The sequence below is a fragment of the Bordetella genomosp. 1 genome (assembly GCF_002261335.1).
Taxonomy (GTDB): Bacteria; Pseudomonadota; Gammaproteobacteria; order Burkholderiales; family Burkholderiaceae_B; genus Bordetella.
This window is the reverse complement of sequence record NZ_NEVL01000001.1, coordinates 189,137-209,136: the sequence shown is the minus strand read 5'-3', so window position 1 is coordinate 209,136 and position 20,000 is coordinate 189,137. Positions and strand designations below refer to the sequence as shown.

15 protein-coding genes and 1 pseudogene are annotated in these 20,000 nt (G+C 68.0%); 9 read left to right on the top strand and 7 right to left on the bottom strand.

Annotated features, from left to right (window positions below; genetic code table 11):
- Window positions 1–29: 29 nt before the first annotated feature.
- Window positions 30–881 (bottom strand): S-formylglutathione hydrolase, encoded by an 852-nt coding sequence (gene fghA / locus CEG14_RS00960; RefSeq protein ID WP_094824487.1) that lies wholly within the window; start codon window positions 879–881, stop codon window positions 30–32.
- 405 nt (window positions 882–1,286) lie between these two features.
- On the opposite strand from fghA, the gene CEG14_RS00955 reads away from it, so the two are divergent.
- From CEG14_RS00955 to CEG14_RS00945, 3 genes are all read left to right on the top strand, one after another.
- The gene (locus CEG14_RS00955; RefSeq protein WP_255032062.1) at window positions 1,287–2,117 is read left to right on the top strand and encodes a hypothetical protein; all 831 of its coding nucleotides are present in this window, start codon (window positions 1,287–1,289) and stop codon (window positions 2,115–2,117) included.
- Between the two features lie 345 nt (window positions 2,118–2,462).
- Window positions 2,463–7,202 (top strand): glutamate synthase-related protein, encoded by a 4,740-nt coding sequence (locus CEG14_RS00950; protein WP_094824486.1) that lies wholly within the window; start codon window positions 2,463–2,465, stop codon window positions 7,200–7,202.
- 8 nt (window positions 7,203–7,210) lie between these two features.
- Window positions 7,211–8,677: a glutamate synthase subunit beta gene (locus CEG14_RS00945; protein ID WP_094824485.1), complete on the top strand. Its 1,467-nt coding sequence runs from the start codon at window positions 7,211–7,213 to the stop codon at window positions 8,675–8,677.
- Between the two features lie 58 nt (window positions 8,678–8,735).
- Here the strand turns inward: CEG14_RS00945 and CEG14_RS00940 are convergent, their stop codons facing one another.
- The 6 genes and pseudogenes from CEG14_RS00940 to CEG14_RS00915 form a co-directional block, all read right to left on the bottom strand.
- Window positions 8,736–10,073, bottom strand: a complete 1,338-nt coding sequence (locus CEG14_RS00940) for a purine-cytosine permease family protein (protein WP_094824484.1) — start codon at window positions 10,071–10,073, stop codon at window positions 8,736–8,738.
- 154 nt (window positions 10,074–10,227) lie between these two features.
- A pseudogene (locus CEG14_RS00935) lies at window positions 10,228–11,215 on the bottom strand (biotin-dependent carboxyltransferase family protein).
- Window positions 11,205–12,080 carry a 5-oxoprolinase subunit B family protein gene (locus tag CEG14_RS00930; RefSeq protein ID WP_094824483.1) on the bottom strand — a complete coding sequence of 292 codons (876 nt, stop codon included), beginning with the start codon at window positions 12,078–12,080 and terminating at the stop codon, window positions 11,205–11,207. Before CEG14_RS00930 ends, CEG14_RS00935 begins: the two are co-directional and overlap by 11 nt.
- Entirely contained in the window at window positions 12,077–13,459 is a 1,383-nt protein-coding gene (locus CEG14_RS00925) for an acetyl-CoA carboxylase biotin carboxylase subunit (protein ID WP_373454158.1), read from the bottom strand. Before CEG14_RS00925 ends, CEG14_RS00930 begins: the two co-directional genes overlap by 4 nt.
- A gap of 9 nt (window positions 13,460–13,468) precedes the next feature.
- Window positions 13,469–13,711, bottom strand: a complete 243-nt coding sequence (locus CEG14_RS00920; protein ID WP_094824481.1) for an acetyl-CoA carboxylase — start codon at window positions 13,709–13,711, stop codon at window positions 13,469–13,471.
- Window positions 13,712–13,748: 37 nt separating this feature from the next.
- Window positions 13,749–14,519, bottom strand: a complete 771-nt coding sequence (locus CEG14_RS00915) for a 5-oxoprolinase subunit PxpA (protein ID WP_094824480.1) — start codon at window positions 14,517–14,519, stop codon at window positions 13,749–13,751.
- Between the two features lie 257 nt (window positions 14,520–14,776).
- On the opposite strand from CEG14_RS00915, the gene CEG14_RS00910 reads away from it, so the two are divergent.
- The 6 genes from CEG14_RS00910 (at window position 14,777) to mlaD (ending at window position 19,913) form a co-directional block, all read left to right on the top strand.
- Complete coding sequence (locus CEG14_RS00910) at window positions 14,777–15,694, top strand: LysR family transcriptional regulator (protein ID WP_094824479.1); 918 nt, start codon at window positions 14,777–14,779, stop codon at window positions 15,692–15,694.
- Window positions 15,695–15,814: 120 nt separating this feature from the next.
- Window positions 15,815–16,459, top strand: coding sequence for an OmpW/AlkL family protein (locus tag CEG14_RS00905; RefSeq protein ID WP_094824478.1), 645 nt, complete (start codon window positions 15,815–15,817; stop codon window positions 16,457–16,459).
- An 86-nt stretch (window positions 16,460–16,545) separates the two neighbouring features.
- The gene (locus CEG14_RS00900; RefSeq protein WP_094824477.1) at window positions 16,546–17,529 is read left to right on the top strand and encodes a Bug family tripartite tricarboxylate transporter substrate binding protein; all 984 of its coding nucleotides are present in this window, start codon (window positions 16,546–16,548) and stop codon (window positions 17,527–17,529) included.
- Between the two features lie 204 nt (window positions 17,530–17,733).
- Window positions 17,734–18,570, top strand: coding sequence for an ABC transporter ATP-binding protein (locus CEG14_RS00895; RefSeq protein ID WP_094824476.1), 837 nt, complete (start codon window positions 17,734–17,736; stop codon window positions 18,568–18,570).
- Entirely contained in the window at window positions 18,567–19,355 is a 789-nt protein-coding gene (gene mlaE, locus CEG14_RS00890; protein ID WP_094824475.1) for a lipid asymmetry maintenance ABC transporter permease subunit MlaE, read from the top strand. The genes CEG14_RS00895 and mlaE overlap by 4 nt, the downstream gene beginning before the upstream one ends.
- A 12-nt stretch (window positions 19,356–19,367) precedes the next feature.
- Window positions 19,368–19,913, top strand: coding sequence for an outer membrane lipid asymmetry maintenance protein MlaD (mlaD, locus tag CEG14_RS00885; protein WP_094824474.1), 546 nt, complete (start codon window positions 19,368–19,370; stop codon window positions 19,911–19,913).
- The last annotated feature ends 87 nt before the right edge of the window (window positions 19,914–20,000 follow it).

Sequence of the window (20,000 nt, the reverse complement as noted above, 5' to 3'; positions counted from 1 at the left end):
GGGCCTGCGATTTTGTTGCGCGCGCAACCTTACTTCAGGCGTTCCGCGTGGAAGGCGAGGTGGTCGGCGATGAAGGTCGAGATGAAGTAATAGCCGTGGTCGTAGCCTTCGTGGCGGCGCAGCGTGAGCGCCTGCCCCACCTCGCGGCATGCCGCCTCGAACAGCTCGGGGTTGAGCTGCGTCGGCAGGAAGTTGTCGGCCAGGCCCTGGTCGATCAGGATGCCGGCCGGATAGGGCGCCGCGCGCTGCTTGCGCATCAGTTCGGTGGCGTCGTGCGCGGCCCAGGCGGCGCGGTCGTCGCCGAGATAGCCCGCGAATGCCTTGTGGCCCCACGGGCATTGCGTGGGCGCGGCGATCGGCGCGAAGGCCGAGACGCTGCGCCAGCGGCCCGGATGCCGTTGCGCCAGCACCAGCGCGCCATGCCCGCCCATCGAATGGCCGAACAGGCCCGCGCGCTCGAGGTCGGCGGGCAGCTCGCGGCCCACCAGCTCGTAGAGCTCGCGCGCCACGTAGCTTTCCATGCGGTAGTGACTGGCCCACGGCGCCTGCGTGGCATCGAGATAGAAGCCGGCGCCGGTGCCGAAGTCCCAGTCCTCGTCTTCGCCGGGCACGTTGGCGCCGCGCGGGCTGGTGTCGGGCGTGACCAGCATCAGCCCGAGCTCCGCGGCCAGGCGCTGCGCGCCCGCCTTGATCATGAAGGTCTCTTCGGTGCAGGTCAGGCCGGCCAGGAAAAACAGCACGGGCACGGGGCCGTGCTCGGCCTGCGGCGGCACGTAGGCCGAGAACCGCATCGGCAGGCCGATCTCGGTGGAATCGTGGCGGTAGAAACGTTGCCAGCCGCCAAAGGCGCGGTGCTGGGACAGCAATTCGAGTGCGGACATCTTGCTTGGCTCCTGGGACCCGCGGCACCGCCGGCAGGCCTGCGCGGCGACAGGTGTGTTACCGGACATGTCCCCAAAGCGCGCGCGCCGGCCGCGGGCCGCCGCGCACGCAATGTCACGCAAGCGATGCTGCCGGGCCCTGACGCGGAAAACGCCTCCCCATGGGGGGCCGGCGCGGATCGCGGCTGCGGCCCGTGACGGGCGCCTGGGGCGCGCCAGCGCTGCGGCTCGGGGAAATCCTAGTGTATGTGCGGGTACTGAAAATCGGTTCCCGATGTTAACCTGCCAGGACGGTTACCGATTTGACCCTTGATTCGGGTCTGCCGGGCTTGACCGCCGACCACGCCGGCACTATTTATAGTGTGTGTGCAATCTACATGAGCTTGCGTCCCGCAAGACCCGACTATGGCCCGACTGCCCCGCTTGTATGCCCCTGGGCTGCCCCAACTGGTGCAGGCCAACTTCGTGCAGTCGCTGGCCGCGCCGTCCCAACCGGCGCCCGGCGACATCCTGAATCAACTGGCCGGCTGGCTTGGTGAGTCGGCGCAGCGCCACAAAGTCGCGGTCCATGGCTGGGTCCTGGCCAATGATCGCATCCTGTTGCTGGCGACGCCGGCCGACGAGGAAGGCCTGCCGCGCCTGATGCAGACGCTGGGTCGCAACCTCGCGGCCCGCCTGCGTGGCGGCCGCGTATTCGCCGGCCGCTACCGCTCGGCGCTGCTCGAGCCGGGCGTGTGGGTGCTGCCGTCGCTGGTCTGGCTCGAAACATACCCGGTGCGCAGCGGCGCCTCGGTGGATCCCGATTCCTGGCCCTGGTCGTCGGCCGCCAGCCACACCGGCAACACCTCGGTGCCGCCGGTGCAATGGCAGTCCGATCATGCCGATTACTGGGCCTGCGGCAACACGCCGTTCGATCGCCAGGCGAATTACCGCAAGCGCCTGCAGGACGGCCTCTCGCGCGACCAGTCGCAGCGCATCGAGCAGGCCGTGTCCGGCCAATGGGCCTTGGGCGGTCCCGACTTCATCGCCAGCCTGGCCCACACCGCCAGCCGACGCGTGGCGCCGGGTCAGCGCGGCCGGCCGCGCAAGAAGCCGGCGTCCCCGGCCGACACCGCACCGGAACACGCCGCCGCCGCCGACCCGGCGCGCGATCTCGACCGGCCGGGCGCGGAGCCGCCGGTGGCCCCCACCGACGGCGGTGCCGGACCTCACGGCAGCGGCGGCGCCTCCCGCTGAGCTCCTTCTCGCGCGTCCCCCTCGAACCCGGCCTCGGCCGGGTTTTGTCATTGCTGCGTTGTTTTTTACACCGCCGGGGCCAGAAATAAGGCCCCATAAAACGGGGACATATAAACCGGATTATGGCACTTTCACCGCCAAAGCAACATGAAGTTCAAATTCGTGAAATCTCAATATCCTGATTTATAAGCCATTTGTCTATGGCCCCAATATTAATCAAGAATTCTTCTCATTTGATTATTTGGGGACATACCCCCTAAATTCCTGTTGCGCGATGACCCTGCGCGCAGTAATGTCGCCTCCTGCACTGCAACATTCACGACGCAGGCCACTGCGGAGCGCGTTATGTCCCAAACTTCGAAAGACCAATCCTGTCGCACTGTCGTTACGGCCCCCATCGATGCTCGCCGCATCGGTCTGCCCACGGCCCAGGGTCTCTACAACCCCAATAACGAACACGACGCCTGTGGCGTGGGTTTCGTCGCCCATATCAAGGGGCGCAAGAGCCACGCGATCATCCTGCAGGGCCTGAAGATCCTCGAGAACCTCGACCACCGCGGCGCGGTCGGCGCGGACAAGCTCATGGGCGACGGCGCAGGCATCCTGATCCAGATCCCCGACACGCTGTATCGCGACGAAATGGCGCAGCAGGGCGTGACCCTGCCCCCGCCGGGCGAATACGGCGTAGCCATGGTGTTCCTGCCCAAGGAAACCGCCTCGCGCCTGGCCTGTGAACAGGAACTGGAGCGCTCGGTGCGTGCCGAAGGCCAGATCGTGCTGGGCTGGCGCGACGTGCCGATCGATCGCGACATGCCGATGTCGCCCGCCGTGCGCGATTGCGAGCCCGTGATCCGCCAGCTGTTCATCGGCCGCGGCGCCGACGTGATGGTGCCCGACGCGCTCGAGCGCAAGCTGTACGTGATCCGCAAGACCGCCAGCCACGCCATCCAGAACATGCGCCTGGCCCACGGCAAGGAATACTTCGTGCCGTCCGCCTCGGTGCGCACCGTGGTCTACAAGGGCCTGCTGCTGGCCGACCAGGTCGGCCGCTACTACCTCGACCTGGCCGATCCGCGCACCGTGTCGGCCCTGGCCCTGGTGCACCAGCGCTTCTCGACCAACACCTTCCCGGCCTGGCCGCTCGCCCACCCGTACCGCATGATCGCCCACAACGGCGAAATCAACACGGTGAAGGGCAACTTCAACTGGCTGCGCGCGCGCGAAGGCATGATGCAGTCGGCCGTGCTCGGCGACGACCTGAAGAAGCTCTATCCGATCGTCTACGAAGGCCAGTCCGACACCGCCACGTTCGACAACTGCCTCGAGCTGCTGGTGAACTCGGGCTACTCGCTCGCCCACGCGATGATGATGATGATCCCGGAAGCCTGGGAACAGCACACGCAGATGGACGAGAGCCGCCGCGCGTTCTACGAATATCACGCAGCGATGATGGAGCCCTGGGACGGTCCGGCCGCCGTGGCCTTCACCGACGGCCGCCAGATCGGCGCCACGCTCGACCGCAACGGCCTGCGCCCCGCACGCTACCTCGTCACCGACGACGACATGGTCATCCTGGCCTCCGAGGCCGGCACGCTCTCGATCCCGGAAAACCGCGTGGTCAAGAAGTGGCGCCTGCAGCCCGGCAAGATGTTCCTGATCGACCTGGAGCAGGGCCGCATCATCGACGATGCCGAGATCAAGCTGCAGCTGGCCAACAGCCGCCCGTACCGCCAGTGGATCGAGCGCCTGCAGATCAAGCTCGAATCGCTGCCCGCGCCGAAAAACGTGTCGCCGGCCACCCAGAGCCCGGTGCCGCTGCTCGACCGCCAGCAGGCCTTCGGCTGGACCCAGGAAGACTACAAGTTCATCCTCGAACCCATGGCCACGCTGGGCGAGGAAGTGATCGGCTCGATGGGCAACGACGCGCCGCTGGCCGTGCTGTCGAACCGCGCCAAGCCGTTCTACAACTACTTCCGCCAGCTGTTCGCCCAGGTCACCAACCCGCCGATCGACCCGATCCGCGAACAACTGGTGATGTCGCTGGTGTCGTTCATCGGCCCCAAGCCCAACCTGCTCGACATCAACAACGTCAATCCGCCGCTGCGTCTCGAAGTGTCGCAGCCGGTGCTGGACTTCGCCGCCATGGCGCAGATCCGTGACATCGAACAGGTCACCGGCAAGAAGTTCCGCAGCTACGAACTCGACATCACGTACCCCGCCGCCTGGGGCTCCGAGGGCATCGAAGCCCGCGTGGCCGCCCTGTGCGCGCGCGCCGTCGATGCGGTGCAGAGCGGCTACAACATCCTGATCGTGTCGGATCGCCTGGTCGACAGCGAGCGCGTGGCCATCCCCGCGCTGCTGGCCACGTCGGCGGTGCACCAGCACCTGATCCGCGCCGGCCTGCGCACCAACACCGGCCTGGTCGTCGAGACCGGCTCCGTGCGCGAAGTGCACCACGTCGCGCTGCTGGGCGGCTACGGCGCCGAGGCGGTCCACCCCTACCTCGCGCTCGAGTCGCTGGGCCGCCTGCCGGACCCCGACAAGGCGGTCAAGAACTACATCAAGGCCGTGGGCAAGGGCCTGAACAAGGTCATGTCCAAGATGGGCATCTCGACCTACATGTCGTATTGCGGCGCGCAGATCTTCGAAGCCGTGGGCCTGCAACGCACGCTGGTCGACAAGTACTTCACCGGCACCACCTCGAACATCGAGGGCATCGGCATCTTCCAGGTGGCCGAGGAAGCGCTGCGCCTGCACCGCGCCGCCTTCGGCAACGATCCGGTCCTGGCCAACGCCCTCGACGCCGGCGGCGAATACGCCTATCGCGTCCGTGGCGAAGAGCACATGTGGACGCCGGACTCGATCGCCAAGCTGCAGCACGCTTCGCGCGCCAACAACTACCGCACCTACAAGGAATACGCGCAGATCATCAACGACCAGAGCAAGCGCCACATGACGCTGCGCGGTCTGTTCGAGTTCCGCGTCGATCCGGCCCGCGCCATCCCGCTCGAAGACGTCGAGCCGGCCAAGGACATCGTCAAGCGTTTCGCCACCGGCGCCATGTCGCTGGGCTCGATCTCGACCGAAGCCCACTCGGTGCTGGCCGTCGCGATGAACCGCATCGGCGGCAAGTCCAACACCGGCGAAGGCGGCGAAGACGAGCTGCGCTACCGCGCCGAGATGCGCACCGGCAAGAGCGGCATCAAGGACGGCGACTCGCTGGCCTCGGTGCTCGGCGCCGACCGCATCGAAGCCGACGTGCCGCTCAAGAAGGGCGACTCGCTGCGCTCGCGCATCAAGCAGGTGGCCTCGGGCCGTTTCGGCGTGAGCGCCGAATACCTGGCCAGCGCGGACCAGATCCAGATCAAGATGGCGCAGGGCGCCAAGCCGGGCGAAGGCGGCCAGCTGCCGGGCCACAAGGTCACCGACTACATCGCCAAGCTGCGCTACTCGGTGCCGGGCGTGGGCCTGATCTCGCCGCCGCCGCACCACGACATCTACTCGATCGAGGATCTGGCACAGCTGATCCACGACCTGAAGAACGTCAATTCGAAGTCGTCGATCTCGGTCAAGCTGGTTTCCGAGCTGGGCGTCGGCACGGTCGCGGCCGGCGTGGCCAAGGCCAAGGCCGACCACGTCGTGATCGCCGGCCATGACGGCGGCACCGGCGCCTCGCCCGTGTCCTCGATCAAGCACGCCGGCACGCCCTGGGAACTCGGCCTGGCCGAAACGCAGCAGACGCTGGTGCTGAACCGCCTGCGCAACCGCATCCGCGTGCAGGCCGATGGCCAGATGAAGACCGGCCGCGACGTCGTGATCGGCGCGCTGCTGGGCGCCGACGAATTCGGCTTCGCCACCGCGCCGCTGGTGGTCGAGGGCTGCATCATGATGCGCAAGTGCCACCTGAACACCTGCCCGGTGGGCGTGGCCACGCAGGATCCCGAGCTGCGCAAGAAGTTCCAGGGCAAGCCCGAGCACGTGGTCAACTTCTTCTTCTTCATCGCCGAAGAAGTGCGTGAAATCATGGCCCAGCTGGGTCTGCGCAAGTTCGACGACCTGATCGGCCGCACCGACCTGCTCGACATGCGCGCCGGCGTCGAACACTGGAAGGCCCAGGGCCTGGACTTCGATCGCGTGTTCCACCGCGCCGTCTCCGACGAGCCGGTGCGCCACACCGAAGAGCAGGATCACGGCCTGGCCGGCGCGCTCGACCACCAGCTGATCGAACGCAGCAAGCCCGCCCTGGAGCGTGGCGAGAAGGTGTCGTTCATCGTGCCGGTGCGCAACCGCAACCGCACGATCGGTGCGATGCTGTCCGGCGCCGTGGCCGCGCGCTACGGCCACGAAGGCCTGCCCGACGACACCATCCACATCCAGTGCAACGGCACCGCCGGCCAGAGCTTCGGCGCGTTCCTGGCGCACGGCATCACGATGGATCTGGTGGGCGAAGGCAACGACTACGTCGGCAAGGGCCTGTCGGGCGGCCGCATCATCGTGCGCTCGCCCAACGACTTCCGCGGCTTCGGCCCCGACCACATCATCGCCGGCAACACCGTGCTTTACGGCGCGCTGTCGGGCGAGGCGTTCTTCAACGGCGTGGCCGGCGAACGCTTCGCGGTGCGCAACTCGGGCGCCGCGACGGTGGTGGAAGGCACCGGCGACCACGGCTGCGAATACATGACCGGCGGCACCGTCGTCGTGCTGGGCAGCACCGGCCGCAACTTCGCGGCGGGCATGTCCGGCGGCGTGGCCTACGTCTACGATCCGGACCGCACGTTCAAGCATCGCTGCAACCTGTCGATGGTCGAACTCGAAAGCATTCTGCCGCACGCCGAACAGCAGGCGCAGAACAATCTGGAAACCTGGCACAGCGCGCAACGCGGCGGCGAGCGCGACACCGACGAGGCGATCGTGCGCCGCCTGGTGGAAGAGCACTTCCGCTACACCGGCAGCTTCCGCGCCCGCGAGATCCTGGGCGACTGGGAAGCGTCGCGCGGCAAGTTCGTCAAGGTCATGCCGACGGAATACCGCCGCGCACTGGGTGAAATGTGGCGTGCAGCCAACCCGCAACAAATGGCTGCGTGAGGAAAGACATGGGAAAGATCACTGGCTTTATGGAATATCAGCGCCTGCAAGAGGCGTCTGAAGCCCCCGCGAAGCGCCTGAAGCACTGGCGCGAATTCGTGCTGCACCTGAGCGACGACCAGGCCAAGCAGCAGGCCGCGCGTTGCATGGACTGCGGCATCCCGTTCTGCAACAACGGCTGCCCGGTCAACAACATCATTCCGGACTGGAACGACCTGGTGTATCGCCAGGACTGGCGTGCCGCGCTCGACGTGCTGCACTCCACCAACAACTTCCCGGAATTCACCGGCCGCATCTGCCCGGCGCCGTGTGAAGCCGCCTGTACCTTGAACATCAACAGCGACGCTGTCGGTATCAAGTCGATCGAACACGCGATCATCGACAAGGGTTGGGCCGAAGGCTGGGTGGTGCCGCAACTGCCGGCACGCAAGACCGGCAAGAAGGTCGCCGTGGTGGGCTCCGGCCCGGCCGGCATGGCCGCCGCGCAGCAGCTGGCCCGCGCCGGCCACAGCGTGACCCTGTTCGAGAAGAGCGATCGCATCGGCGGCCTGCTGCGTTACGGCATCCCCGACTTCAAGCTCGAAAAGGCCCAGATCGACCGCCGCGTGGCGCAGATGGAAGCCGAGGGCGTGGAGTTCCAGCCGTCGACCTACATCGGCAACCCGGGCGACGCGGCCGCCGACGGCCTGACCGTGCGCACGCCGCAGTCGCTGCAGGCCGACTTCGACGCCATCGTGATGAGCGGCGGCTCGGAGACCCCGCGCGACCTGCCCGTGCCGGGCCGCGAGCTGTCGGGCGTCTACTACGCCATGGACTTCCTGCGCCAGCAGAACAAGGCCGTGGCCGGTGACCGCCTGGTCGACCAGACCCTGGCCAAGGGCAAGCACGTGGTGGTGATCGGCGGTGGCGACACCGGCTCCGACTGCGTCGGCACCAGCAACCGCCACGGCGCCGCCTCGGTCACGCAATTCGAGCTGCTGCCGCAGCCGCCCGAAAGCGAGAACAAGCCGATGGTGTGGCCGTACTGGCCGCTGAAGCTGCGCACCTCCTCGTCGCACGACGAAGGCTGCCAGCGCGACTGGGCCGTCACCACCAAGGCCTTCAAGGGCAGCAATGGCAAGGTCGAGAAGCTGGTCGGCGCCCGCGTCGAGTGGTTCAAGGACGAAGCCACCGGCCAGATGAAGATGCGCGACGTCGAAGGTTCCGAGTTCGAGATCAAGGCCGACCTGGTGCTGCTCGCCATGGGCTTCGTGTCGCCGGTGCAGACCGTGCTCGACGCCTTCGGCGTGGATCGCGACGGTCGCGGCAATGCCCGCGCCAACACCGACGACTACCGCACCAACGTCGACAAGGTGTTCGCCGCCGGCGACATGCGCCGCGGTCAATCGCTGGTGGTCTGGGCCATCCGCGAAGGCCGCCAGTGCGCCCGCGCCGTGGATGAGTTCCTGATGGGCAGCTCCGAACTGCCGCGCTGATCCGCGCAGCGTTCGGCAAGCACGGCCGGCACCCGCGAGGGGCCGGCCGTTTTTTCGTTCAGGCGCCGTCGCCCTCCATGCGCGGACCGGATATCGCGGCTTGGCCGGCCCAGTACACCAGCGCCGCGACCACGAAGCTGGCCGGCGCCGCGAACGTGGCCGCCACGCCCTCGACCTGCATCAGCACCAGGCCGCTGATCGCGCCGGCGAACCAGGCGCTCAGGCCGCTGCGGTTGTAGGCGCTCACCGGCCCTTGCGTCTCGGGACCCTCCCCAACCGCCAGCATGTGCACCAGCGCCACGGCGACCCACGCAACCACGAAGATGCCCTGGTAGGCCAGCGCCTGGAGCAGGTAGGCGAACACGTCGAACAGCATCAGCGCATACGACACCAGCCCCACGATCACCGCCCACGCGGCCTTGGGCCAGCGCGTCTGGCCGAAGCGCGCGAAGAAGGCCTGCATGTTGATCGTGGCGAGGTAGTAGTTGGCGGTGTTGATGCGGGTCTGCGTGACCCAGACGAAGAACAGCCCGCCCAGCCCCATCAGCTTGAGCAGGGCCAGCACCACCGACACCTCGCTCAACGCTCCGTCGCCCGGGATGACGCTCACCAGATAGATGCCGGCCACGCCGTTGAGCAGGAAGGTGACGAGGTAGAACGGCATGCCGAAGTTGTAGCGGCCGTGATAGCGCGCATCCTCGGGGCGGCCGAAGCGGGCGTAGTCGAACGTGAACATCATCAGGATCCAGACGCCCATGTAGTACACGTAGGCGTCCCACCAGCCGCCCGCCACCGGCCCGCTTGCCGGCCCGAATGCGAGCCAGGCGTCGCTGTAGCCGTACTCGCGCGTGGCCAGCACCACCGCGAGCAGCAGCCCGCCGAGGTAGAAGGGCAGCAGCACGCCGTTGAACTTGTCGAGCCAGCGCTGCACGCTGCCGAAGATCAGCAGCACGCTGTAGATCACCACCAGCAGCGCGAAGGCCCAGTAGGGCACGGCCGGGAACATGTGGTGCGCGGCGACCGCCATCACCGAGCCCTCGAATACCGCGTAGTAGATCGCGGTGGCGAAGAAGATCAGCGTGGCGAGCGCCGCCCCCGAGGTGCCGAAGACGCGGCGCGAGAACAGCGCCACCGACTGGCCGGTGCGAATGGCGTAGCGCGAGATCACGCTGTTGACGAGGCCATAGGAGATCACCGACAGCACCATGCCGATGATGGCGTTGCGGGCGCCGTAGTTGAGCGCGAGCGTGGCGCCCACCACGATGTAGAAGATGGCGCTGCAGACGGCCCACCAGGCCATGGTGAGCGGAAAGCGGCCCATGCGGTCGGCATCGGCCACGGTGCTCAGGGAAGTATCCCGATCGGAAGAGGAGTCGTTGCGGGTGAGGTTGGCCATGGAGGCTCTCCTGACGTGCTGAAGAACCGCGAAGTGCGGACGAGTACGGCGTAATGCGGGTACATCGCGTAAGGCACGGGCGCAGGGGCGCCCGCCCCGCCTGCGGCATCGGGCGGGAGGCAGAACAACGGCGGATCGAAGGGAAGGGGTGGGGCTAGCCCAGCGCGGCGCGCAGGCGCTCGAGCCGGGCGCGGTAATCCTTACGGGCCTGCAGCGCCGTCTCCATCGAGACCCGCTCGAAACGGGCCTGCTGGTTGGGCTGCATCTGGCCGACCTTGTCGAGGTCGGCGCTGATCACGGTGCCGATCATCGCGTAGCCGCCCCCCGACACGGCGTCGCGGTGCAGGATGATGGGCTCGACGCCGGCGGGCACCTGGATCGAGCCGATCGGGTAGCAGGCGTCCACGATGTTCGACGGATCGGCGCCGGCGCCGAACGGCTGCTCGCGCGGCTGGAACCGCAGCGGCCGGCCCTTCTTGTAGCGATAGCCGATGCGGTCGGCCTCGGACGTGACGGTCCAGCTGTCTTCATAGAAAGAGGCCGCCGATTCCGGCGCGAGGCGATGGTCGTACAGGCCGGGCAGCACGCGCAGCACCTGCTCCTTCGGGCACGGCGCGGCGAGCTCGCCCGCCAGCGCCAGGCCCGCACGCACCGGCCGCCGGGGCGGGCCTACGCGAAGGCGGTCGCCCGCCTGCAGCCTGCGGCCCTCGAGGCCGCCGATCGCGCCCAGGGTGTAGGTGGAACGGCTGCCCAGCACCTCGGGCACGTCGATGCCCCCGGCGATCGCCAGGCAGGCGCGCGCGCCGGCCTGCACGAAGTCGAACGACAGCGTGGCGCCCGCGGGCACGGCCAGCGCCGTGTTGCAGGCCTGCGCCTGGCCATCGATCTTGGGCACCATGGTCGCGCCGGTCACGGCGATCAGCGCCGCGCTCGAAGCGCAGGGTGGGGCCGAGCAGCGTGCATTCGAGCACGGCGGCATCCTCGGCATTGCCCACCAGCAGATTGGCCGCGGCCAGCGCGAACTGGTCGAGAGCGCCCGAGGGCGGAATGCCCAGGTGGTAGTGGCCCTGGCGGCCGCGGTCCTGGACCGAGGTGGCGAGCCCGGGCTTGATCACTTCGATGAGCGGTGCGTCATGCGACATGGAGCGTCTCCAGAAGGCGGGCGTTGTACTGCGAGGGCGCCGCGAGGAATTCGGACAGCGAGAACGACACCGGCCGGATGCGCAGCTGGAACGTGCCCGCCTCCACCTCGGCCACCGCCGTGTCGTACTCGGCGCGCGTGATCGGCTTGAACTTGACGATGTCGCCGGGCCGGAAGAACACCATCGAGTCGCGCAGGTGCGCCTGGCGCTGCGCCGGCTCGAAGATCGGCGCCGGCGTCACGCCGAACATCTGATAGCCGCCGGCCCCGCGCACGGAATAGATGCAGGCGAAGCAGCCGCCGTGGCCGACGGTGTGCTTGGGGGTGTCGGTGCGCGGGCGCAGATACTTCGGCACCTCGAGCTGGCGTTCGCGCTCCACCATCTGGAACATGAACGGCAGGCCCGCCACGAAGCCGACCATCGACACGAACCAGGGCGCGCCCGAATGCGCGCCGATGAACTCGTCGATGCCGGCATAGCCGTTGAGGCGCGCCGCGTACTCCAGGTCGGTGGACGCCGGATCCTGGTGCCGCTCGCGAAAGCGCATCAGGGTCTCGTGGGTCCAGGGATCGTTGTAGAGCACCGGCACCTCGATGATGCGGGTATCGAGCGTGAGGTTGTCGAGGTCGATGGCCGCCTCGAGTTCGCGCAGGATCGCCAGCATGGCCTCGGGCGCCACCTGCTCCGGGTCGTAGCGGATCTGGTAGGAGGCATTGGCCGGGCAGATCTCCGACACGCCCGGCACGGCCCGCTCGCGCAGCGCCCGCGTGATCGCCATGCCCTTGAAGAAGGCCGCGAGCGACATCGACTCGCTGATCTCGGCAAAGATGAACTCGTCGCCGCCGTAGGTGTAGCGCACGCTCATAGGTCTGCCTCCCGCTGCTGCATCCAGGTTTCGAGATAGTTGGTGTGGTAGTCGCCCGCGGCGACGCCGGGGTCGGCCACCAGCGCACGGTGCAGCGCCAGCGTCGAAGGCACGCCTTCGAAGCGGGTCTCGTCGAGCGCGCGGGCCAGCCGCGCCAGCGCGCCGGCCCGGTCCTCGTCCCACACGATCAGCTTGGCCAGCAAGGAATCGTAGTAGGGCGGCACCACGCTGCCGGCGTACACCATCGAGTCGATGCGCACGCCCGGGCCCGCGGGCCAGCGCACGTGCGCGACCGTGCCGGGGCCGGGCGCGAACTTGCGCGCCGGATCCTCGGCATTGAGACGGCACTCGATCGCCGCGCCGCGCATCACGATGTCGGCCTGGCGCAGCCGCAGCGGCTCGCCGTCGGCGATGCGCAGCATCTCGCGCACCAGGTCGATGCCGGTGATCGCCTCGGTGATCGGGTGCTCGACCTGGATCCGCGTGTTCATCTCGATGAAGTAGAACGCCTCGTTGGCCTCGTCGTAGAGGTACTCCAGCGTGCCGGCGCCGCGGTAGCCCACCGATTCGGTCAGGCGCAGCGCCGACTCGCACAGGGCCTGGCGCCGCGCGGGACTGAGCGCGGGCGACGGCGCTTCCTCGAAGATCTTCTGGCGCCGCCGTTGCAGCGAGCATTCGCGCTCGAACAGATGCACCGCACGCTCGCCGTCGCCGAGCACCTGTACCTCGATGTGGCGCGCGCGGGGCAGGTAGCGTTCGAGATAGACGCCGTCATCGCCGAATGCGGCGCGGGCCTCGGCCTGCGCCAGCGGGATCGCCTCGCGCAGCTGGGCCTCGTCGACGGCCACGCGGATGCCGCGCCCGCCGCCCCCGGCCGCCGCCTTGATCATCAGCGGATAGCCGATCTGCGCGGCATGGCTCAGCGCCTCGTCGAGCGAGGCCACCACGCCTTCGCTGCCGGGCACGGTGGGCAGGCCGGCGGCCTGGGCGCTGGCGCGCGCCGCCGCCTTGTCGCCCATGCTGCGGATGGTCTGCGCGTCGGGGCCGACGAAGATCAGGCCGGCATCGGCGACCGCCTGGGCAAAGCCGGCGTTCTCGGCCAGAAAGCCATACCCCGGATGGATCGCGTCGGCGCCGCTGTCGCGTGCCGCGGCAAGCACCGCGCCGATGTCGAGATAGCTGCGCGTGGCGTGCGCGGGGCCGATGTGCACGGCGCTGTCGGCCAGCTGCACGGCGAGGGCATCGCGGTCGGCGTCGCTGTATACGGCCACCGTGCGCATGCCGAGCTCGCGCGCAGCGCGGATGATGCGCACGGCGATCTCGCCGCGATTGGCCACGAGCAGGGTGCGGATCCTGCGGGGCTGATAGTAGGGCGTCACGCGCATGCCTCAGCCCTCGAGCCGCATCAGGACCTGGCCCGGATCCACCGGCTCGCCGTCGGTCACGAGGATGTCGGTCACCACGCCGCCCACGTCCGCCTCGACCTGGTTGAATTGCTTCATCACCTCGACGATGCCGACCACATCGCCCGGCTTCACGCTGCCGCCGACCTCGACGAAGGGAGCGGCGTCGGGGCTCGGGCGCCGATAGAAGGTGCCGGGCAGGGGGCTCCGGATCTCTTGCTGCGACATGATTTTCTCCTTGGAATGGTATGGGACTCGCGGGGGTTCAGAACAGCTGGGGCGGGGCGATCCGGATGCCCTCGCCCTCGAGCCGGGCGCGCGTTGCCCGGACCAGCGCCAGCGCGCCGGGGGTGTCGCTGTGGATGCAGACCGAATCGAAGCCGATGGCGATGTCGCGGCCCTCCACCGTGCGCACCTTGCCCTCGGTGCAGGCACGCAGCACCTTGTCGGCGACCTGCTGCGGGTCGAGCGCCTGGGTGTAGCGCGTGAACACGATGGAACCGCTCGCGTCGTAGTCACGGTCGGCGTAGAACTCGCGCACCACGGGCTGGCCCAGCTCGCGCGCGACCTGGCAGGTGATGGAGCTTTCCATGCAGTAGAGCAGCAGCGTGGGCTCCAGTTCGCGCAGCGTCTGCACCAGCCGGCGCGAGAGGGTTTCGTCGCGGGCGGCGCGCATGTAGAGCGCGCCGTGCGGCTTGACGTGCTGCAGGCGCACGCCGTGGCGGCGGGCGAACTCGCGCAGCGCGCCGAGCTGATACACGATGTCGTTGACCAGGCCCTCGGCGCTTTCGTTCAGGTCGCGGCGGCCGAACCCGACCAGGTCGCGAAAGCCGGGATGGGCGCCGATGCCGATGCCGTGCTCGCGCGCCAGCATCACGCTGCGGTTCATGATGTTGGGATCGCCGGCATGGAAGCCGGTGGCGATGTTGGCCGAGCTGATGAGCGGCATGATGTCGCCGTCGACGTCGTCGCCGATCTTCCACGGGCCGAAGGCTTCGCCCATGTCGGAGTTGAGGTCTATCGTGGCCTGGGTCATGTAACGGGGTCTCCTCTGCTGGCAGGCCGATGACCTGCTCGATGCCTGCACAGTAGCGAGGGCGCAGAGGGATAAAAAGTTCTTTTTTTGGATCGGGTGATATCTGAAATTCAGATACAGATGCCGATGCACCGACTTGGCGCACGCGCGCCATTTCTATGAGGGTTCAGGGATTTCCCTCAAACGCCATGCGCGCGCGTGGTGCGGACAAACAGATATCCTGTGGTCAAACTATCTATTAATCAGATACGCAGCGCATGTCCCTGACCCTCCGCCAGCTCAAATACTTCGTCGCGGCCGCCGAACTCGGGCAGATATCCCAGGCGGCGATCCAGCTCGCCATCTCCCAATCGGCCGTCACGACCGCCATCCGCGAGCTCGAGGACATCGTGGGCTCGCCGCTGTTCGTGCGCAGCGCGAGCGGCGTGGCGCTCACGGAAACCGGCCGCGGCTTTCTCAATCACGCCTACAACATCCTGTCGTCGGTGGACGAGGCGCTGCGCATGCCGGGCGCGGCGGCGCGCGAAAGCGGCCGGCTGCTGCTCGCCGCCTCGTACACGGTCATCGGCTATTTCCTGCCCTATCACCTGCAGCGCCTGTCGCAGCTCTATCCCAACCTCGACATCCAGCTGCACGAGCTCAACCGCAACGCCATCGAGGAAGGCCTGATCGCGCATCGCTACGACATGGCCGTGCTGCTCACCTCCAATGTCGTGAATCCGGAGCTCGCGGTCGAACACTTCTTCGGCTCGCCGCGCCGGCTCTGGGTGCCCGCGCGCCATCCCCTGCTCGCGCGCGACACCGTGACGCTCGAAGACGTGGCGGGCGAGCCCTTCATCATGCTGACCGTCGACGAGGCCGCGCACACGGCGCTGCGCTACTGGAGCGAAACCCCGTTCCGGCCCGACGTGCGGCTGCGCACCTCGTCGGTGGAGGCGGTGCGCAGCATGGTCGCCAACGGCAGCGGCGTGGCGGTGCTGTCGGACATGGTCTACCGGCCCTGGTCGCTCGAAGGCCGGCGCATCGAGACCATCCAGCTCAAGGATCCGATCCCGCCCATGAACGTGGGCCTGGCATGGCGCAAGGGCGCCGAGATCACCGGCCCCATGCGCGCGGTGCGCGACTACTTCCGCCACGCCTACGCCGTGCCGCGCGGCACCGACACGTTGCGCTAGACGCGCGCCACTGTGGCGCCGCGGCCACGCCGGCCCGCCCCGCTTGATGCAGGTCAAGACCCGCTTTTCCCGCCTCTGCGAACCTGACTTCCTATCGTCACGCAACACGGAGAAGAAGATATGTTCGCGATGTACCGGCGCGCCCGCGCCCTGGCCCTGGCCGCTGCCTGCGGCGCCACCCTGATGGCCGCCGCCCCCGCCGTCGCCCACGAAGAAGGCGACTGGCTGCTGAAGGTCGGCGCGACCCAGGTGCGGCCCAAGTCCAACAATGGCAGCGTGCTCGACGGCACCGTGAAGCTGGACGTCAACAACAACGTGCGCCCCTCGTTCACCGTCACCTACATGGCGACGCGCAACATCGGCATCGAGCTGCTGGGCGCCTGGCCCTTCGAGCACGAGGTGCGCGGCAACAACGGCCTGGGCAAGATCGCCAGCGCCAAGCAGCTGCCGCCCACGCTGAGCCTGCAATACCACTTCCTGCCCGACAGCACGGTGCAGCCGTACGTCGGCATCGGCCTGAACTACACCCACTTCTTCGACACCAAGACGCACGGCGCACTGTCGGGCTCCGACATCAAGATGTCGGACTCCTGGGGCCTGGCCGGCCAGCTCGGCGTGGACGTGAAGCTGAGCGAACGCTGGTTCATGAACGCCGACCTGCGCTACATCGACATCTCGTCGAAGGTGAAGCTCGACGGCCAGCGCATCGGCACCGCGCGCATCGACCCCTGGGTCGCGACGGTGGCGGTGGGCTACCGCTTCTGAGCGAGCGCACGGCGCGGATTCCCGTGCGCGGCGAGGCATAATGCCTGTCTTGCCGCGCAACACAATACGTATAGAGGAGTCCGCGCATGAAACCCCTGATCCCCCTGATGGCGGGCGTGCTTGCCGCCGCCTGCGTCCTGACCGGCACGGCCCGCGCCCAAGGCGCCGACAACTGGCCGAGCAAGCCCATCACCCTGATCGTGCCGTATGCGCCGGGCGGCTTTGCCGATACCCGCGTGCGCCTGCTGGCGCGCAAGCTCAGCGACAACCTGAAGCAGACCATCGTGGTCGAGAACAAGGCGGGCGCGGGTGGCGTGATCGGCACCAACCTCGTGGCCAAGGCCGCCCCCGACGGCTACACCATCGGCACCGGCAACCTGGCCCCGATGGCCGTGAATCCCTCGCTGATGCCCGACATGCCCTACGATCCGCTCAAGGACCTGGCGCCCGTCGTGCTGATCGAGAACAGCCCGCTGGTGCTGAGCGTGAACAACACGCTGCCGGTGAAGAATCTTCAGGAGCTGATCGCGCTGGCCAAGAAGGAGCCGGGCAAGCTGACCTTCGGTTCGTCGGGCGTCGGCGGCGCGCATCACCTGTCGGGCGAGATGTTCCGCGAGCAGGCCCACATCGATATCGTGCACGTGCCCTACAAGGGCGGCAGCCTGGCCGCCACCGACCTGATGGGCGGCCACATCTCGATGATGTTCGAGATGGGCTACTCGGCGCTGCCGGCCATCCAGGGCAAGAAGATCCACCCGATCGCCGTGACCTCGGCGCGCCGGCTCGACGTGCTGCCCGACGTGCCGACCCTGGCCGAATCGGGCCTGCCGGGCTTCGAGTCGTACAACTGGCAGGGCATCATCGCCCCGGCCGCCACGCCGCAACCCATCATCGACCGGCTCAATGCCGAATTCAACAAGATCCTCAAGGATCCCGAGGTGGTCAAGGCCATCGCCGACACCGGCAGCCAGGCCGGCGGCGGCAGCGCCCAGGCGTTCGCCGACTTCATCAAGAGCGAGAAGGCGAAGTGGGCCCAGGTCATCAAGGCCGGCAACATCACGCTGCAGTAAAACCCCGGGCCGGGCGGGGCGCCGCGCGCGCCCGCCCCGGCCCGGCGCATCCGCCCCGGGGCGGGGCCGGATTTTCCGGCCGGGGCGAACACACTGTCCCATGGCGCCGCCCATAGTGGCGCCGCCTGCGCGCCGGGCTACAATGGCCGCTCGCCGTAACAGCGTCCCCTATATATAGCGGGGCGCGCGCACCTGCCGCCGCCTATGCCTGCATCCACCCGCAACAGCTCGGAACTTGCCCTATCCCTGGAGAACGTCTCCCTGGGTTACGGCGACTTTACGGTGCTGCGTGGCATTTCCATGCAGGTCAAGGCCGGCCAGGTCGTGGCCGTCATGGGCGGCTCCGGCTCCGGCAAGACCACGCTGCTGCGCGCGGCCACCGGCCAGCTGGCCGCCAAGGGCGGCGTCGTGCGCGTGTTCGGGCAGGACCTGCGCCAGACCGACCGCGAAGGCCTGCAGGCGCTGCGCAAGCGCATGGGCGTGCTGTTCCAGCAGGGCGCGCTGTTCACCGATCTCAACGTCTTCGAAAACGTGGCGTTCCCGCTGCGCGAACACACCAACGACGACGAAGCCACCCTGACCGCCCGCGTGCTCGACAAGCTCGACGCCGTGGGCCTGCGCGCCGCCGCGCATCTGCGCGTGGCCGAGATCTCGGGCGGCATGGCGCGCCGCGTCGCGCTCGCGCGCGCCGTCGTGCTGGAGCCCGAGCTGATCCTCTACGACGAGCCGTTCGCGGGCCTGGACCCGATCTCGCTGGGCATCACCGCGCGCCTGATCCGCCACCTCTCCGACCGGCTGGGCTGCGCCTCGGTGCTGATCACCCACGACGTGCAGGAGTCGTTCGCCATCGCCGACCAGGTATATCTGGTGGGCCGCGGCGAGCTGGCCATGGCCGGCACGCCGGCCGAGCTGTCGGCGTCGCAGGATCCCTACGTGCGCCAGTTCCTCGACGGCGCACCCGACGGCCCGGTGGCCTTCCAATACCCCGAAACGCCGGCCTTCCGCGCGTGGCTGGCCAAACACGAAGGACGCAAGCCATGAGCGCGACCTCCAATCCCATCACCCGGGCGGGCGGCTGGCTGCGCGGCCTGGTCGGCGAGGTCGGCTACTTCACCCGCTTCTTCGGCGGCCTGCTGGCCCGCAGTGGCGTGGCGTTCCAACGCCCCCGGCTGGTCTCGCAACAGATCCATTTCATTGGCAACTATTCGCTGCTGATCATCGCAGTTTCGGGGATGTTCGTCGGTTTCGTGCTGGGCCTGCAGGGCTACTACACGCTCAACCGCTACGGCTCCGAAGAGGCGCTCGGCCTGCTGGTGGCGCTGTCGCTGGTGCGCGAGCTCGGCCCCGTGGTCACGGCGCTGCTGTTCGCCGGCCGCGCCGGCACCTCGCTCACCGCCGAGATCGGCCTGATGAAGGCGGGAGAACAGCTCTCGGCCATGGAAGTGATGGCCGTGGACCCGATGCGGCGCGTGCTGGTGCCGCGCTTCTGGGGCGGCGTGATCGCCATGCCGATCCTGGCCACCGTCTTCTCGATGGTCGGCATCCTGGGCGGCTGGGTGGTCGGCGTCGTGATGATCGGCGTCGATGCCGGCGCGTTCTGGTCGCAGATGCAAGGCGGCGTGGACGTCTGGAAAGACGTGGCCAACGGCGTCATCAAGAGCGTGGTGTTCGGCATCACCGTCACGCTCGTCGCGCTCTACGAAGGCTGGCAGGCGCGGCCCACGCCGGAAGGCGTGGCGCGCGCCACGACACGCACGGTGGTGGTGGGCTCGCTCGCCGTGCTGGGCCTGGACTTCCTGCTCACCGCCCTGATGTTTGGCAATTGATACGGATTCATCATGTCTCGTGAAAAAACCGATTTCTGGGTTGGACTGTTCGTGCTGCTGGGCGCGGTGGCGCTGGTGTTCCTGGCGCTGCGCGCCGGCAACCTCAGCAGCTTCTCGTTTGCGCCCACCTACACCCTGACGGCGAACTTCGACAACATCGGCGGCCTCAAGCCGCGCGCCGCGGTCAAGAGCGCCGGCGTGGTCGTGGGCCGCGTGTCCAACATCGCGTTCGACGACCAGAATTTCCAGGCGGTCGTCACGCTCAACATGGAAAACGCCTACCACTTCCCGACCGACACGTCCGCCGCGATCCTCACCTCGGGTCTGCTGGGCGAGCAATACGTCGGCCTGACCGCGGGCGCCGAGGAAGAAAATTTTGCCGACGGTGCCAAAATCCGCTATACACAAAGCGCCGTCGTGCTGGAGCAGCTGATCAGCAAGTTCCTGTACGGCTCGGCCGAGAAGCAGGGCAGCGCCGCCGACACGCAGAATGCCCCTGCCGCGCCGGCGCCCGCAGCCGCGCCGGCCCAGACGCCTGCACCGGCCCCTGCGCAATAAGCGTCGCAGCGCGGCCATCATGCGGGGAGGGAGGGGCCCTCTCGCATGCATCCGATATTCACAAAAAGATCCGTATTCAAGCGAAGG